The following is a 16146-nucleotide window of genomic DNA, read 5'->3' on the forward strand; positions in this document are numbered from 1 at the left end:
GCCCGGCAATTAGTCGAAAAGAACGCATCCTTGGCCGTGGATATGACGAGCAACCGGTCCATCCTGCTGCATTGGCCGAGAGATCATCGCGCATAGCAAACGTCCGCCCGTGGCGTGCAAACTGGCTGACTATCGATGTGGGCTATCGGCCCAAAGCGGTCAGGAGGCGGAAAATCAGAAGATTGCCAACGCGGATGACGGGATTTACCTCTGGCGTTCAGGCCTCCAGTCCGGAGCATTTTTTAAAACCGGCGGCCATTGGCCTTCATGTTCAAATTCTGCAAATGGTGGCTCCACTTTATACGTCGGGTCGCAGTAGTGCCGCAGCCATTGGGCGGCACGCTCTTCGCAATAGCGTGAATTCAGCGGAGCGCCGTTCTGGTCAAGCTCCAGATTGTTGGTAAAGACAGTGTAGACCATCTCCATGGCGCTTGGCTCTTTCAATACATCAGAATAGTTGATGCCTTCTAAGATGGGATACCCTAGGGTTCCATTCGCGAGCCACAACGAAAACCGAGCCAACGCGCCGCGCATTTCAGGGTGCATTTTGTTTCGCATTGCGTCTCCGTCTATATCAAATCACTTAAAGATGAGCGCAAGCATAGCGATACTAGCAGGTCGTGCAATGACCGCTTCTGGCGCAAAGCGGCCATATTGCTTCTCTTGAGCGGACTCGAACCAGCGATCCTGAAGAAACGAGTCCCTGCTCCCCCGAAATCAATGAGTTGAGGCGACATCGACGCCGTCAGCAACGCCATCGAGCTGGCCCGGAGCAACGGACAGCCCGAAGGCCGGATCAACTGCCTCAAGACCTTCAAGCGCGCAATGTATGGTCGGGCAGCTCCCGAACTGCCGAGGGCACGAATGCTGCCACGGCTCCACACAAAGTGAGGAAGAACCCGGTTAACTCAACGACGTGAGCCCCATTCCGGGAACTAGCATGAAGTGGCGCGAATGTTTCAGTGTGCGACGCCTTGTTCCTCGTGTGCCCTCACGATGGCGTCCGCTTCCTTGCCGTATAGCTCCTCGAAGTGATCGAAGGTCTTGGAAAAGTAACCGATGCCCTGCGTCGCCGAGCGCAGAGCCCGCGCCAGATCGTCAAGTGCGCCGCCGGGAATAAGTGCCCGGAAGATGTCCCATCCCTTAGCGGTTTCATCCCGGTCGAAGCCGAGAACCTGACCCTTGAGAGCGGAGACGATCTGGACGAGGCTGCCGGAATAGATCGACGGGATGTGAATTTCGCTGCGGAAGACCGGTTGCATTAAGACGGCCGACCCTTCGGAAAGCGCCTGCCGCACTCCCATTCTCGACGCAGTCCTGAAGGCGTGTTCCGAACTGTCGACGGCATGGTGCTGACCATCGAACAGCGTTACGCCGACATCGATGACCTGGAAGCCGAGCGGCCCTTTCTCCATCGCTTCGCGCGCGCCTGCTTCGACGGCAGGGATGTAGTTGCGCGGAACGACGCCACCCTTGACGGTTTCGCTGAAGGTGAAGCCCCGGCCGCGCTCGTTGGGACGAATGCTCAGCTTCACATCCGCGAATTGCCCGGCACCGCCGGTCTGTTTGCGATGCCGGTAGTGAACCTCGGACGGCTTCGCGATTGTCTCGCGGTAGATCGGCCTGGGCGTTCGATCGGTTACCTCGATGTGGAAGACGTCGGACAGGGTTCGGCAGAGATCGCGCAGATGTATCGGGCCTTGAGCGCGGACGAGCTGGGCGCCCGTGCCTTCCTCCTGCAAAACGACAAGACCGCGATCCGTCTCGGAAAGTTTTGCCAGCGTTTCGGAGAGCTTGTTTTCATCGCGTTCGCTGCCCGGGACCAGGATCCTTTCAAGCATCGGCGTGGGTGGCTCGGTCCATTCGGGCGGGGCGACCGTCGCGTTTGATGTCAACAGCGACGGGACGGTCAAGTGGTCGGACTTGACCGTTGCGAACACATCCCCCGGTGCAGGCGTGATCGCCGAGCTGGACCGTCCGTTTGCGGGATCCTGCACGGCGCCGAGGCTGGAGCCGCCCAATGACGCGCCTTGCCGCAGTCCCTCGCCAAACGCACGCACCAGCACCGTCTTGCCGATATTCTGACGATGATAGGCATGAAAGCTCACGGCGGTCAGCTTGTTTTCATCGACATTGCCCGCACGAGCCAGGCGCTGCCGAAGCGCCGTGACCTGCGGCGCCTCGTGGCGCAGCGCCTTCATCAACCTCATCATGCCGTTGCCGTGGCTTGCGGCACCGATCAGGACTGGAATAATCCGGTTTTCCCTGAGAACCCGTGACGAAATGGCATAGAGCGCGTCGCTGGGTGGCTCGCGATCTTCGATCAGCTCCTCGAGAAGCCAATCGTCGAATTCGGACAGGTGTTCCAAAAGCTCTGTGCGCGCCTCGTGCTCGCGTTCAGCGGCGCTTTCCGGGATTGCGATCAGCGCCGAAGTCTGGCCTTCCCGGTATTGCCACGCCCGTTCTGAAATCAGATCGCAGCTCCCCACGATCCTGTCCCCCTCGCGGATCGGGATCTGGCGAAGCAGAAGAGTATGGTTTGCATAGTCCTGAAGCGCCGCGATCACATCCCTTAGCCGTCCTCTCGGTTCGTCCATTCGATTGACGAAGAGGATGCAAGGCGTCTCCGATGCCTCGATTATGCGCAGATAGGGGGCGGCGAGCACGGCCTCTTCGGGAGCCGGAGAAACGCACAGGATGCAGGCGTCGCTGGCAAGAAGCGCGTGCTGCACATGCGCCAACGCTTCGTTCGGTCCTGGCGCATCCAGCGCGCACCACGCCTCGTTTCCAAAGGTGAATTCTGTCAAGTTCAGCCCATAGGGAGAGCTGGATTTTCTCGGCGCCCCCTCCAGGGAGCCGAGCTTTTCCACGACTGTCGATTTTCCGGTCTGCGAAGGTCCAAGCACGGTAAAGCAGCGCATCGGCATTCCTCCAACTGCCATAACACAATTTTCAGCCATCATAGGATGCCCTGAACCGCTGCAAGGCGCCAGAGGCGTTCAGTTTCAGAAAACGCTTGGGTATGCGTCGAAAGACCTGGATGTTGCAGTTGATCGGATACGAACCCACGAGCGCGTTCGTAGCAGAAGCCTCATATCTCAGATGTTGCAGCAGCAGGTTCGGCTGCGGCCGAGATGGAATGACCGATTTGGGGACGGTTACGGAATGTCCGGTATTGCGTAAGCAATCGAGAAAGCGGACTACCGCGTGACGGGCGCCAGTGGAGTAACCGACCAAGCCTTGCCTCTTGTTGTAGGGCTGCGTCGGCCAGCAGACCCGAGGGCGCGGCGTCAAAAACACGACGCTCCTGGCGAATCAGTGGTGGAATTTCTTTGGGTCGAAGCCGAGTTAGCGCATGGTCCAGTCCAATCCGTTAACCCTGCGCACTGTCGGAGCCGCCTTTGAGTCCCGCAGCAACGGCCTCACCTTGACATTGCTCGGGAAACAAAACTTTCCTGGTGAGAGTCCAAACGAGTGACAGTCTTGAGTGTCGATGAACAAATATCCATTTTGAGCGCCATAGGATTTCGGATTGTTCATGTGAGAGGTCCTGCCTGGGAAAGCGTCGGGGAATTGCGCCGGGCCAATGCCGGCTCTATCGCAATCGGCTATAACGGCCAACGAAATGTCGCCATGGAGACGCCGAATGGTGGTGTTACCACGCGCAATTTGCCGGCCGGCAGCATCCGGTTAAACGGACCCGCCCCAACCCAATGGTTGCGCGTCAATTCGCCGGCCGAAATGGTGGAAATTACGGCCTCGCCAGCTCTAAAGGCCAATATTGCGGAGTCGCTCGCGGTGGAGCGCCACCGGGATCTGGCTGACGCCTTCGGATGGGAAGATCCGATCGTGTGGTGCTTTGCCACCCGGCTCCGCCAAGCAGCGACCGGCCTCGCTCCGGCTAACGAACTTTACTGTGATACCTTGGTGCGCAAGCTCTATGAGCGTGTCTACATTGAGCAGTTTGGCGGAAGGCCGATTGAGCGACCAAGATCGGAGAGCGGACTTGATGAGCGACGTTTGGGCCGCGTCTTCGATTACATAGAGGCGCACCTTGCCAAGCCAATGACCATCAGTGATCTCGCAGCCGTCGCAGCCTACAGCCCTTTCCATTTTGCACGAGCGTTCAAAGTGGCAGTCGGCTTCCCGCCGCACGCGTATCTTGCTGTTCGACGGCTAGAGGCTGCGCGGCGACTGGCTCTGCGCTCCCACCTTCCCATCGAACAGATCGCTGAAAATACCGGTTTTATCAATGTTTCCCATTTCCGGCGGCGATTTCGCAGGGAGCTTGGCATGCTTCCATCTCAGATGCGCCGATCTGTAACTTAGCAAGATTGGACCCTCCGCAACGCCGCCGAGATTGTTCATGTTCGGTCATCTCTAACACGGGGACGAACATGGAAACCTTAGCTCAATCCAATACCAGCCTTGCAATCTCCCGCCGGAACGCGATCTTCGGCGCTGCTACCGCAGGTGCTCTCCTGGCAGCCAGCGGCACCGCCGCGCAAAGCAAAGAAGCACGCCCGCTGGACGGCAAAGCGGCTGTCGTGACCGGTGCCCGGAACAACCTGGGCCGCGGCTTCGCCGTGGCCCTCGCCTCTATGGGTGCGGACGTCCTAATCCATCATCACAAGCCGGAGACCTGGGATCAAGCCGAAGAAACCGCGCGCCTGTGCCACGAACAAGGCGTGCGCACCGCGATCTTTGCAGGTGATCTTGGCAGCGCCGAAACGGTCTTGGCCATGTATGACGCCTGCCATTCTCAGTTTGGCAGCATCGACATTGTCGTGAACAACGCGGGTAGGATCTGGAAGGGCAACTTTGCCGACATTCCCGATGAGGAGTTCGAGCGCTGCCTCGCCATCAACACGAAAGCTATGTTCTATTCGATGCGCCAAGCAGCGCAACGTTTGGCGGAAAACGGGCGGGTGATCAATATTGCCACATCGCTTTTGTGTGCCACTTCACCCTTCTATGCCGCGTATGCCGGCACCAAGGCACCGATCGAGGAGCTTACACGCACTCTGGCGCGTGAACTGGGCGCGCGCGGCATCACGGTGAATGCAATTGCGCCAGGCGCGATCGACACCCCCTTCTTCCATGGGCCTGAAAGCAAGGAAGCGGTTGCCTACATCACCAACTCTGTTCCTGCCAAACGGCTGGGCAAAATCGACGATATTGCCCCGGTGGTTGCTTTCCTCGCGACCCCGGAGGCCCAGTGGATTAGTGGCCAAACGCTTTGGATCAATGGGTCGTATGGCACTCGCTGAAAGGGCGGGAATGAAGGTCGCAAATGGAGCAGGTCGTCGCATTGGTTACAGGCGCAAGCAGAGGCGTGGGAAAGGGGGATTGTGCTCGCCCTCCTTGAGGAGGGCGCGACCGTTCACGTTACCGCGCGAACGCTCACGAAGGCACAAGCTGCCTCGCACCCGCAAGGGTCGGGCTGCTTGGAAGAACTCGTCGAAGCAGCCAATTCGCTGCCGGGCAGGCTGGCAATCCACGTATGCGATCACCAGAACGGTGACGAAACGCTGAGCCTAATCAACAGGCTGACAGGGTGCCTGGCTGTCTGAGCTGGGGAACCTCCCGACTTGCTCTTGTCCGAAAAAGCAAGGCTGTTTGTGCGCTGCCGGGCGGCAAGCGTTTTGTCTGCAACGGGCCAAACGCAAGGCGCCCCTTGGCCAACAATGCCATCGGCAACTCAATGGAACGAGTCACACCATGTTCAGATGACTTGTTGCGCCGACTAGGCTTTTTTTCCTGATTGGATGTTGGAACATCAGACAAGATTGGGATCCCGATCGCAGGGCCAACGGCAGCTTTTGGAAAAACGCAGATGGTGCCGGGGCGGCCGACATGGGGCGCATTTCTGCCATCTCTGTCACAAGGCTATTATTCGAAACGGCAGTAAGCGCCTGGTCAAGGTGCGAGGCAAACAACGCTAGCGATAATTGCGCCAAGGCCGATAATTTAGCGATTTGCGAGGCGCCGCGGAGAGTTGGGCGGCAACGCACCCCCCTCCGTCATTCCAGGCCTTGAGCCTGGAATCCATTGCCACAGTCGCGAAGGGCGGGCGTCGTCCTCGGGGTCAAGCCCGAGGACGACGGAGTGGGTGAACCGTGTGCCGATAGCCCGGTCTGCGGGCGCTCGAGAAGGCGCGCCCTCCCCCAGTCCTCAGCGGAAACCGCCGCTCGCGATCAGTCGTTCGCCCGTCAGCCAGCGGGTATCGTCGGAGGCGAGGAAGACGGCGATGTCGGCGATATCGTCCGGCTGACCGATGCGGCCGAGCGGCGTCTGGGCAGCGATGCTCTGTTCGATCTCAGAGCCGATGACGCCGGCCGAGTGGGTCCCCTTGGTCTCGACCATGCCCGGCAAAATGGCGTTGACGCGGATCTTGCGCGGGCCAAGCTCCTCGGCAAGCACGCTGTTGATGCCCTCGGCGGCGCCTTTGGTGCCGGTGTAGACGGCCGAGGCCGGCAGCCCGAGGCTGGTGACCACCGAGGAGATGTTGATGACGCTGCCGCCCTCGCCGAGATGCTTGACCGCGGCCTGGGTGGTCAGGAGACGCCGAGAACATTGACGTCGAACATGCGGCGGTAGTGCTCCTCGGTCACCTCGCCGATCCAGGCGTCGTCATCGTGCATTCGGGAACATTCGCCGAAGTGGCAGCCACCCGGATTGGCAGATCGTTCGCCTGGCCGGCTGTCAGGTGACGCCGCCGTTGCTTCCAATTAGGCGATGAGTTTCAGGAGAAATGGACGACTACATCAGCAGATTCTAATAGATAAAGATGCGCGTCGCCTGTAAACTTCTCGTGCCGTCGCCCGTATTGGCTGGCAAGCGTCCGAGACAGGTAACGATATTCTGCAATCGCGCTCGTGATCGTGTCGCGCGAAACCGTGTTCCAACGCGCTGAGTGTCGGACGAGGTCTGTGAATACGGCGGCAAAATAGATGTCGATTCGCAACGGCCGGAAGTCAAAGCGAACGCGCGGCATGTCCAAACGCATGTTGTCATCGCTCAACACAGGGACAATCGTCATGCCACAGTATATGGTCGAAAGACACCTGCCAGGAATCACTCCCGATCAGCTCAGTGCGGCGGCATCCCGCGCGAAAAATGTCACTGCCGAGATGACCAGGCAGGGTAAGCCGGTGCGCTATCTGCGCTCGACATTCGTACCCGCCGAGGAACGATCATTCTGCCTGTTCGACGCTTCGTCGGAGCAGGAAGTGAAGGAGGCAAACGAACGCGCCGAAATCCCGCTGGTGAGAATTACCGAAGTCAAGCACATCTCGGCCGACGAAGTGGACTAGCGCATCCGGCGCGACAGAGCGCAAATGTTGCGACACCGCGTCCGGCCGGCCAAGGCGGGGCACATCGACCCCGCGAACGCGGCGCTGCGGGACATCAGGAAAAGCCGCTCCTGCGAGGCTAGCGGCCGCCACGGCGGTAATGCCGAGTCGCAGGGGCGATGTTATGATTGCGTTGTTTCCAGGTGCTCGTCGGGGATGAGAGCGCCAGCCAGCAGGTAGAGCACAAGCCTCACGATCAGGCCGACCCAGGCCAGCCACGGGCGGTTTGCCAAGCTGGGCGCCACAACTCACCACTGCGATCGGCGCACCGAAGCTCCAGATCACATGGCCGCTGACGAAGCCGAGCAGGCTTACAGCGATCGGCGGAACTCATAGGAAGGCGCCAGCACATTTCCATGTCTGCCATGATGCTGTTCCGCCGTCGCAACGCCTAGTGACGTCTGATGGAACCCACCATTTGCTCAACTCACCCGCAAAGCGAGCTTGCCGACGTAGTGGGTGGCAAGCGCCCGGTGCGCATCAACAACCTGGTCGAACGGGAATGTACGGGCGACATGGACGTCGAACGGGCCAGACTCGATCAGGCGGTTAAGCTTGTCGGTCGCGTCCTGGCCGCGGGCGCCGTTGTAGCGAATGAGCTCCACGCCGGGCCTGATATTTGGATCGGGCATCACTCCGTAGGGGCAGGCGACCCGACCGCCGTCGCGCATTGACGTCAGCGCGTGGTCGGCCGCCTCACCGCCGACGGTGACGAGGGCAGCGTCGAGGCCGCCGGCGGCGAATTCACGAGCGGCCGCCACCACGTCGTCCTTGCGCCCGTTGACGATGGCGTCGGCGCCCAGCCGCTGCGATAGCGCCACGCCGTCATCGCCCGAAGCCACCGCCAATACGCGGGCGCCCAATCGTTTTGCGAGTTGGATGCCCATGTGCCCGATACCGCCGCTGGCGCCGAAGATCATTATTGTATCGCCCTGCTTCAGGCCGATCTCTTCCAGGCCGCTGAGCGCGGTCAGCGCATCCCAGCCCATGACGCCCGCCTGCTCGATCGTGAGCTTGGCGGGGATGAGCGACACGTTTTCCGCATCCGTTACTGCGTACGTGGCGTAGGTTCCACCCTTGGGAAGCGGCATGGATGCAGCGTACACCCGGTCGCCCACCTTGAAGCGGCTAACCTGGCCGCCAACGGCGACGACTGCGCCCGCGCAGTCCCAGCCGAGGACATAGGGGAATGTCGACGGCATTCCGAAAGCCCCGTCGTAGTGACCCTCACGCTCGACCGCGTCCCAGGAGGCCACGCCTGCCACTTCGACCCGGATTAGCACATCGCTCGGCCCGACCTCGGGCACTGATACGGCTCGCACAGTAATCAGGTCGGCTCCACCGAACCGGTCGATGGCGGCGGCCTGCATTGTATCTGATTTTGCATTCGTCACGCTTATTCTCCTAAGAATACTGATGGTGATGAACGGCCGCCGCTTCTAGCGGCCGTGAATCCAGTCTCGCTGACGTGATTTCTTGTTTCGCGCCGGCGAAGCAGGAATTCGCTTTTCGTAGGCGTTCCATGATTGGTTGATGATGAAGGCTTGGATCGCCTCCCGTCTCCTTTCCTGTCCCAGACAGTCGTGCGATATCCCGCTTGAAGCAGCTCGCGGGCGAGCGCCGATCCCATACATCAAGTGTCCAGGGCACTGATTGCAGGCATCATTCCGACACCCCATATTGGATTGGCGCAACGCTCGGCTCGCTTGTCGTTCGAGGGAGAGCTATGATTTGGGAAGCGTGATGCCAATACGCACGGAGGCGTAAGTGGTTACCTGCCGGTAAGGAGGGCAAGGTGAACAAACCCACCGAGAATGGTCTTGCAACCGCGATAAAGATGGTCTCCGGCAAGTGGAAGCTGGACATCATCTGCGAACTCGGCGCGACACCACGCAGGTTCGGCCGGCTGCGGCAGTCAATTCCGGCGATCAGCGAAAAGATGCTGACGCAGCAGCTGCGAGAACTTGAGGCGGACGGGCTTGTGAACCGAAAAGTCCATCCGGGTTCTCCGGCGAAGGTCGTCTATTCGTTGACGGAAAGGGGATCGACGCTCTGTGCTGGGGCAGAGGGCTTATGCCGCTGGGGTGAACAGTTCCATTGCTCGGGTCAGCCGGAATGATCGCACGATGCTGAAAAGCTGCGGCGATCTAGCGACTGTGCGGCTCGCACTTTCACGTCGCTGACGACGAGCGGCGGCCAATTGGGCGGAAAAGCACCTCCGGCCCCGTCATTTCAGGCCTTGAGGCCCGAATCCATGGCCACAGCCGATGATGCCGATGCGGGTCCTCGGGGCAAGCCCGAGGACGACGGAGGGTGGCTGGACCCGTATCCGAGTATGCGCGCGCTCAAGAAGCGCGCGCTTTTCACTTACATCTCAGCGGTAACCGCCGCTGGCTACCAGGCGTTCGCCGGTCAGCCAGCGGGCGTCGTCGGAGGCGAGGAAGACCGCGACGTCGGCGATATCATCGGGCTGGCCGATGCGGCCGAGCGGCGTCTGGGCGGCGATGCTCTGCTCGAGATCCGAGCCGATGACGCCGGCCGAGTGCGTCCCCTCAGTCTCAATCATGCCTGGCAGGATGGCGTTGACGCGGATCTTGCGCGGGCCGAGCTCCTTGGCCAGCACGCTGTTGATGCCTTCGACGGCGCCCTTGGTGCCGGTGTAGACGGCAGTGGCCGGCAGCCCCAGGCTGGTGACCACCGAGGAGATGTTGATGACGCTGCCGCCCTCGCCGAGATGTTTGACCGCCGCCTGGGTGGTCAGGAGAACACCGAGAACATTGACGTCGAAGATGCGGCGATACTGCTCCTCGGTCACCTCGTCGATCGGCGCGAATTCATAAACGCCCGAATTGTTGACCAATACGTCGAGCTTGCCGAATTCCTTGACCGCGGCATCGACCAGTCCCTGCGCCTGCTCGGCCTTGGAAACGTCGCCCTGGACCGCGATAGCCTTGCCGCCCTTGGCGCTGATCGCCTCCACCACGGCATCGGCTCCCGCCCTGCTCGAGGCGTAGTTGACCACCACTTGCGCCCCCTCTGCTGCGAGCGCCTTTGCGATCGCGGCGCCGATGCCTTTGGACGCCCCGGTTACGACTGCGACCTTCCCTGTGAGCTTAGCCATCTCTTCTTCCTTCTGATCCGGACAGTCGCCGGAATTGGCAACCTCGTTCCGTAGTTCAGCAATTCGGAACTGTTGATCTCGATGTCAAGTGGGACTATATAAAATTCATGAGACCGCTCTTTCACCCAGCCCTGGAGGATATAAAGCCCGAGGCGATCCTCTATGCGCTGTCCGATCCCGAGCGCGTCACGATATTCGCCAAGCTCGCCGGCGCCGCCTGCGGCGGTACCTGTTCGGCGCTTGCCGATCTCGGCGACCGCATCATTCCAAAATCGTCGCTGTCGAACCATTTCAAGGTGCTGCGCGAATCCGGCCTGATCCGCAGCGAGCGCCAGGGCGTGGAGATGCGCAACCAGACCCGCTGCGCCGAGCTCGACGAGCGCTTTCCCGGACTGGTCAGGGCGATTCTGACAGCTTATGGGCAGCTTCCCGAGCAACTGAAGACGGATTGACCGCCCCTAGAACAGAATGCTTCCGCATGGAGGCTCGCCTGCGTCCTCGGTCAAGCCCCGGGACGGAGACCTGTCGTCCGTTATAGGGTTTTGGCAGGAACCTATAACTCTGATGAGAAGTGAGCGACGAGGACTTGGCCAAGCGACGGGAAATGGAAACGCGACCGGAGCTCACTCGCTATCGCGCGACAATGTGGCATCGCTCGAGCCCCAGTCCGATCCGCGCCCCCGCTCGCTCTTTCCGCAGGCCTACCGCAGCCTGACGACCACGCCGCGCTTCTGTTTTCCCGGCGGTGAAAGCATGAGGGCATGAGGCGGGATTTTGCGCTGGTGCTGCGGGCGCACCGTTCAAATCTCTCTGAAGCGCGTCGCATCCAAAATATTCCGCCGGCTCGGGAACAACGGGCTTTGCCGATCGTAAGTATTATGGGCCGTGCGGAGGTGCTTACAACGCAGCCATGCACTTCGATACTCTGTGCGGCCCACTCCAGTCAAAGCCAGGGCGCGTCCATATGTTTGGAAGCGCCCACATCCCTTGCCCACTTCGATCGGCATCGCGATTGTCCGGCAAAAACACCCGCCCGACCTCCATCATCCCCTTGAGCTTGCAATCCATGCCCGGAGTTGGAGGTCGACGTGGATCCCAGGGTCAAGCCCTGGGATGACGGAGGGTGAGGTGGGCTCTGCCGACACATCGGCGCGTTGCGGAAGGAGCCCATGCCTGATCTCCCCCCGGTCGCCAACATCCTGCTATCGGGACGCCCCAGCAGAGTATGGCAGAAGCGGCACCCCACCCTCCGTCATCCCAGGCCTTGAGCCTGGGATCCATGGCCACGGCGGACCAGGCCAAACGTGGATCCTCGGGTCAAGCCCACCGCTCACAGCCGCGACGTCTCGACGCGGAACTTGAAAGGCAATCGCGCGCCGGTGAACCCCACGACGCGACCGTTACAGAGCGTTCAAGGACGCCCTCGGCCGGCTTTGATGATATCCCCCATCCCTAGTATGGAGGGCTGAAGCCCCAGGCAGCAGGCTGGAGGTAATCACGGGGTGGCTGCATTTCATCCATACCCACCGGCCGGCGCGTCAGCGTCACTATTTTGAACCTCTCGCTGTCTCCCCAGCCAGACCAGCGGTCGTCAATCAGCGGTATGCCGTCCGAAGTCAGGCATTGCCTTAGACCCCCATCAGCCGAATTCGGTGTCCGGTCATACCATGCGCAGTCCTCGCCGAGCAGCCGATCCTGCTCTCTCATGTCGACCATCCCATAAATCTCGTCGAATCTCCTGAACTTCGGCGCGGGAATCGAGGAGGAGCGGGCAGCTTCGAACATGCGCTCCCCCTTGGATGCGGAATATCGAAGCCCCTGGTCTTCACGCTCGTTCCAGACGGTGATCAGGATCGATCCACCTCCACCGTCGCGCTGTCGGAGCCACCAGGGATAATGACGCAACAGCCTCTCCTTGGATCTGTGGCTAACCAGCTCCGCCTCGAAGTCTCCAGGATTTGGGGTGTAATCGTCGTAACGTGGCAAGGGCGCGAGCCAGGTACCGGCTTCGAGAAACTGCATAGGCGGTCGTACCACCGCTTCCGGCACAGGCCCGCGCCGCAGATCCGTCAGCCGCGTCTCGGACATGACCTTCCCGCTGGAGAAAAGGACTTTCGTCGCGATCTCTATTCCGTCCTCGGTCAGGCAAGTCAATTCACTGGGACTGGTCTCGTCCCTGTCCATGCGCCGGACGATCTGCCGCCAGCGACACTGCTCACCGCCGACGGTCTCGACATCATCCGTTTCCCTGACTTCCGTGATGCCGTAATGATCCTGAGATGGTTCGACCTGCCTGACCTCAAATGACGAGATTTCACCATTCCTCCTGGTTGCCCTCAGAACCACGTTCTTGAAGAAATTTCCGTAAGAAAGGTTGGTTTCTTCGTTTCGTTGCTCTTCAACACGTGTCCAGCCTTTGTGATGCTGGACGACCCGCTGGCGGTCGCCTTTGGCATCATAGGCGTCACGCACGATCATCTTTGCGGTATAGTCGGGCACATCAGGACTGGCGAAAAACGGAACCCCGCTCGCATAGGCGGAACCGGCCGCGATCGTGATCACTGCGAAAACAATCAATCTGTACACGATACTCCTCGGCGGGAAGGCGCACACAACCAGTGGGATTGACAGGAGCAGCGACATGTTAGCGCAGCTGTAGGTCAACTGATAGCCAGCAGGCTCAAGCCGAATGGCGGTCGACCGCACCACCGCCGCACGCCAGGCAGCGTAGACGAGACAGACTTCCCCGATCATCACCAAAACGTAGTGCATATTGTCCCCCCGGGTTCCTCATCTTCTGCAATTTTTAGCTGCAGTCTCTCGTTTGTGGAACCACCAATTTTGGTTGGCGGGCCGGCACCTTCCCATTTGCCTGCCGTCAGCGCAGACCTCTCCTCCGTCATCCCAGGGCTTGACCCTGGTATCCATGCGGGCGAGGCACTGCGTGCCGATGGTGTGCGACGCAAACAACTGCAGCCGCGTGCGTGGCCTTGGATCCCAGGGTCAAGCCCGATCCTCGGGTCAAGCCCGAGGAGACGGAGTGCGGGGTTGGCCTTGTTGCCCAACGCACCGCCGGTGCGGCTTGCGCCGCTTTTGCCGCAGTTGCCGCCGGTGAAGCGCGTGAGGGCTTTTGGCGTGGTACCGCCGGCCAGCGTGAGGGCCGCGTTTGCCGGAACGTCATCGCGCCGACGCCGCCTACCTCCCGGCATCACCTCTCCTCCGTCATCCCAGGGCTTGACCCTGGGATCCATGCGGGCGAGGCACTGCGTGCCGACGGTGTGCGACGCAAACAACTGCAGCCGCGTGCGTGGCTGTGGATCCCAGGGTCAAGCCCTGGGATGACGGAGTGTGGCGTTGGCCTTGTTGCCCAACGCACCGCCGGTGCGGCTTGCGCCGTTTTTGCCGCAGCGACCCCCCGGTGAAGCGCGTGAGGCGCGGCTTTTGGCGTGGTACCGCCGGCCAGCGTGAGGGCCACCTTTGCCGTAACGTCATCGCGCCGACGCCGCCTATCTCTCCCGGCACCACCTCTCCTCCGTCATCCCAGGGCTTGACCCTGGGATCCATGCGGGCGAGGCACTGCGTGCCGACGGTGTGCGACGCAAACAACTGCAGCCGCGTGCGTGGCTGTGGATCCCAGGGTCAAGCCCTGGGATGACGGAGTGTGGCGTTGGCCTTGTTGCCCAACGCACCGCCGGTGCGGCTTGCGCCGTTTTTGCCGCAGCGACCCCCCGGTGAAGCGCGTGAGGCGCGGCTTTTGGCGTGGTACCGCCGGCCAGCGTGAGGGCCACCTTTGCCGTAACGTCATCGCGCCGACGCCGCCTATCTCTCCCGGCACCACCTCTCCTCCGTCATCCCAGGGCTTGACCCTGGGATCCATGCGGGCGAGGCACTGCGTGCCGACGGTGTGCGACGCAAACAACTGCAGCCGCGTGCGTGGCTGTGGATCCCAGGGTCAAGCCCTGGAATGACGGGTGCGGGGTTGGCCTTGTTGCCCAACGCACCGCCGGTGCGGCTTGCGCCGCTTTTGCCGCAGTTGCCGCCGGTGAAGCGTGTGAGGCGCGGCTTTTGGCGTGGTACCGCCGGCCAGGTGAGGGCCGCCTTTGCCGTAACGTCATCGCGCCGACGCCGCCTACCTCCCGGCATCACCTCTCCTCCGTCATCCCAGGGCTTGACCCTGGGATCCATGCGGGCGAGGCACTGCGTGCCGATGGTGTGCGACGCAAACAACTGCAGCCGCGTGCATGGCTGTGGATCCCAGGGTCAAGCCTGATCCTCGGGTCAAGCCCGATCCTCGGGTCAAGCCCGAGGAGACGGAGTGCGGGGTTGGCCTAGTTGCCCAACGTACCGCCGGTGCGGATTGCGCCCGCTGTTGCCGCAGTTGCCGCCGGTGAAGCGTGTGAGGCGCGGCTTTTGGCGTGGTACCGCCGGCCAGCGTGAGGGCCGCCCTTGCCGTAACGTCATCGCGCCGACGCCGCCTACCTCCCGGCATCACCTCTCCTCCGTCATCCCAGAGCTTGACCCTGGGATCCATGCGGGCGAGGCACTGCGTGCCGATGGTGTGCGACGCAAACAACTGCAGCCGCGTGCATGGCTGTGGATCCCAGGGTCAAGCCTGATCCTCGGGTCAAGCCCGATCCTCGGGTCAAGCCCGAGGAGACGGAGTGCGGGGTTGGCCTAGTTGCCCAACGTACCGCCGGTGCGGATTGCGCCCGCTGTTGCCGCAGTTGCCGCCGGTGAAGCGTGTGAGGCGCGGCTTTTGGCGTGGTACCGCCGGCCAGCGTGAGGGCCGCCCTTGCCGTAACGTCATCGCGCCGACGCCGCCTACCTCCCGGCATCACCTCTCCTCCGTCATCCCAGAGCTTGACCCTGGGATCCATGCGGGCGAGGCACTGCGTGCCGATGGTGTGCGACGCAAACAACTGCAGCCGCGTGCATGGCTGTGGATCCCAGGGTCAAGCCTGATCCTCGGGTCAAGCCCGAGGAGACGGAGTGTGGGGTTGGCCTTGTTGCCCAACGCACCGCCGGTGCGGACGGAGGGTGGGACACGCTCTGCGGCAGACCTCCATATCACCCCGCCTTCGCCCTCCTTAGCGCGATCAGCCCCCGCCGCAGCCACAGCAATTGCTGTGGCGGCATCTGGCGCAGATGTTCGTAGTCCATCACAGCGACGTTATAGACGGTGCTGCGCACCTGCGGCCCGTCCTCGCAGCGGAGAAGGACGGCCTGCAGTTCCATCATGCGGTTGCTGGCCTTGCGGGCGCGGTCGGCGAGGCTTTCGGTCACCTCGCCTTCATGGCCCTTGACGGCAAAGAGCGACTGGGCCCTCGGGCTCGGGGCCGGGATGCCCGTCGTCTTGTGGTAGCGGGCCATGACCTCGGCGTAATCGTCGCCGGCCTGGCGCTGCTCGTCTGATATCAGCCCGTCGAGAAACATGCGGCCGAGGGTATAACCGGCATAGGGGCTTCTGACTGTCTCGTCATCAACCGTCCTGCCGAAGCCGTGAATGCGCCGGCGCGCCGCCATCGCGACGCTGATATTCTCCTTCTCGGTTTCGAACGGCTTGATCTTGCCGCAGGGGAAACGCTCGACATTGGCCTTGCGCGGCCGACCTGCGCCCTTGTTTGCCCGCTGTATCTTCACCTTGGTGGCCTTGCCGCCCATGGGGATGTC

12 protein-coding genes and 2 pseudogenes are annotated in these 16146 nt (G+C 61.5%); 6 read left to right on the forward strand and 8 right to left on the reverse strand.

Translation table 11 applies throughout. The features are described from left to right. Positions 1–204 precede the first annotated feature (204 nt). Positions 205–558, reverse strand: a complete 354-nt coding sequence (locus FFR93_RS14330) for a hypothetical protein (RefSeq protein WP_138393708.1) — start codon at positions 556–558, stop codon at positions 205–207. 174 nt (positions 559–732) lie between these two features. Here FFR93_RS14330 and FFR93_RS14335 point away from each other — a divergent pair. Further along, positions 733–891, forward strand: a pseudogene (locus FFR93_RS14335) (ISL3 family transposase); the annotation flags it as partial. Between the two features lie 68 nt (positions 892–959). Here the strand turns inward: FFR93_RS14335 and FFR93_RS14340 are convergent. Next, positions 960–2921, reverse strand: coding sequence for an elongation factor G (locus tag FFR93_RS14340; protein WP_064710969.1), 1962 nt, complete (start codon positions 2919–2921; stop codon positions 960–962). A gap of 562 nt (positions 2922–3483) precedes the next feature. Here FFR93_RS14340 and FFR93_RS14345 point away from each other — a divergent pair. Further along, entirely contained in the window at positions 3484–4329 is an 846-nt protein-coding gene (locus tag FFR93_RS14345; protein WP_138393709.1) for an AraC family transcriptional regulator, read from the forward strand. Positions 4330–4397: 68 nt separating this feature from the next. After that, on the forward strand, positions 4398–5270 hold the full coding sequence (locus tag FFR93_RS14350; RefSeq protein WP_138393710.1) for an SDR family oxidoreductase: 873 nt from the start codon (positions 4398–4400) through the stop codon (positions 5268–5270). Between the two features lie 904 nt (positions 5271–6174). Here the strand turns inward: FFR93_RS14350 and FFR93_RS14360 are convergent. Further along, positions 6175–6623 (reverse strand): annotated as a pseudogene (locus tag FFR93_RS14360) (SDR family oxidoreductase); the annotation flags it as partial. Positions 6624–6745: 122 nt separating this feature from the next. Next, complete coding sequence (locus FFR93_RS41440; protein WP_171049176.1) at positions 6746–7024, reverse strand: hypothetical protein; 279 nt, start codon at positions 7022–7024, stop codon at positions 6746–6748. 16 nt (positions 7025–7040) lie between these two features. On the opposite strand from FFR93_RS41440, the gene FFR93_RS14365 reads away from it, so the two are divergent. Next, positions 7041–7316, forward strand: a complete 276-nt coding sequence (locus FFR93_RS14365) for a DUF4242 domain-containing protein (RefSeq protein WP_138393711.1) — start codon at positions 7041–7043, stop codon at positions 7314–7316. Positions 7317–7777: 461 nt separating this feature from the next. On the opposite strand, the gene FFR93_RS14370 is transcribed toward FFR93_RS14365, so the two are convergent. Then, positions 7778–8677, reverse strand: coding sequence for an NADP-dependent oxidoreductase (locus tag FFR93_RS14370; RefSeq protein WP_205910741.1), 900 nt, complete (start codon positions 8675–8677; stop codon positions 7778–7780). A 473-nt stretch (positions 8678–9150) separates the two neighbouring features. Here FFR93_RS14370 and FFR93_RS14375 point away from each other — a divergent pair, with 473 nt between their 5' ends. Continuing rightward, positions 9151–9474, forward strand: coding sequence for a helix-turn-helix domain-containing protein (locus FFR93_RS14375; RefSeq protein WP_082928021.1), 324 nt, complete (start codon positions 9151–9153; stop codon positions 9472–9474). Between the two features lie 255 nt (positions 9475–9729). On the opposite strand, the gene FFR93_RS14380 is transcribed toward FFR93_RS14375, so the two are convergent. Then, the gene (locus tag FFR93_RS14380; protein ID WP_064706442.1) at positions 9730–10476 is read right to left on the reverse strand and encodes a glucose 1-dehydrogenase; all 747 of its coding nucleotides are present in this window, start codon (positions 10474–10476) and stop codon (positions 9730–9732) included. Between the two features lie 107 nt (positions 10477–10583). Between FFR93_RS14380 and FFR93_RS14385 the strand changes: the two genes are divergently transcribed. Further along, positions 10584–10928 carry a helix-turn-helix domain-containing protein gene (locus FFR93_RS14385; RefSeq protein WP_138393712.1) on the forward strand — a complete coding sequence of 115 codons (345 nt, stop codon included), beginning with the start codon at positions 10584–10586 and terminating at the stop codon, positions 10926–10928. A 1000-nt stretch (positions 10929–11928) separates the two neighbouring features. On the opposite strand, the gene FFR93_RS14395 is transcribed toward FFR93_RS14385, so the two are convergent. Together FFR93_RS14395 and FFR93_RS14400 are read right to left on the reverse strand one after the other, a co-directional pair. Then, a complete protein-coding gene (locus tag FFR93_RS14395; protein ID WP_138393927.1) occupies positions 11929–13062 on the reverse strand; it encodes a hypothetical protein in 1134 nt (377 codons plus the stop codon). Positions 13063–15543: 2481 nt separating this feature from the next. Continuing rightward, positions 15544–16137, reverse strand: a complete 594-nt coding sequence (locus tag FFR93_RS14400) for a hypothetical protein (protein WP_138393714.1) — start codon at positions 16135–16137, stop codon at positions 15544–15546. Positions 16138–16146 lie beyond the last annotated feature (9 nt).

The organism is Rhizobium sp. MHM7A (assembly GCF_005862215.1).
In the GTDB taxonomy this organism is placed as follows: domain Bacteria; phylum Pseudomonadota; class Alphaproteobacteria; order Rhizobiales; family Rhizobiaceae; genus Rhizobium; species Rhizobium bangladeshense.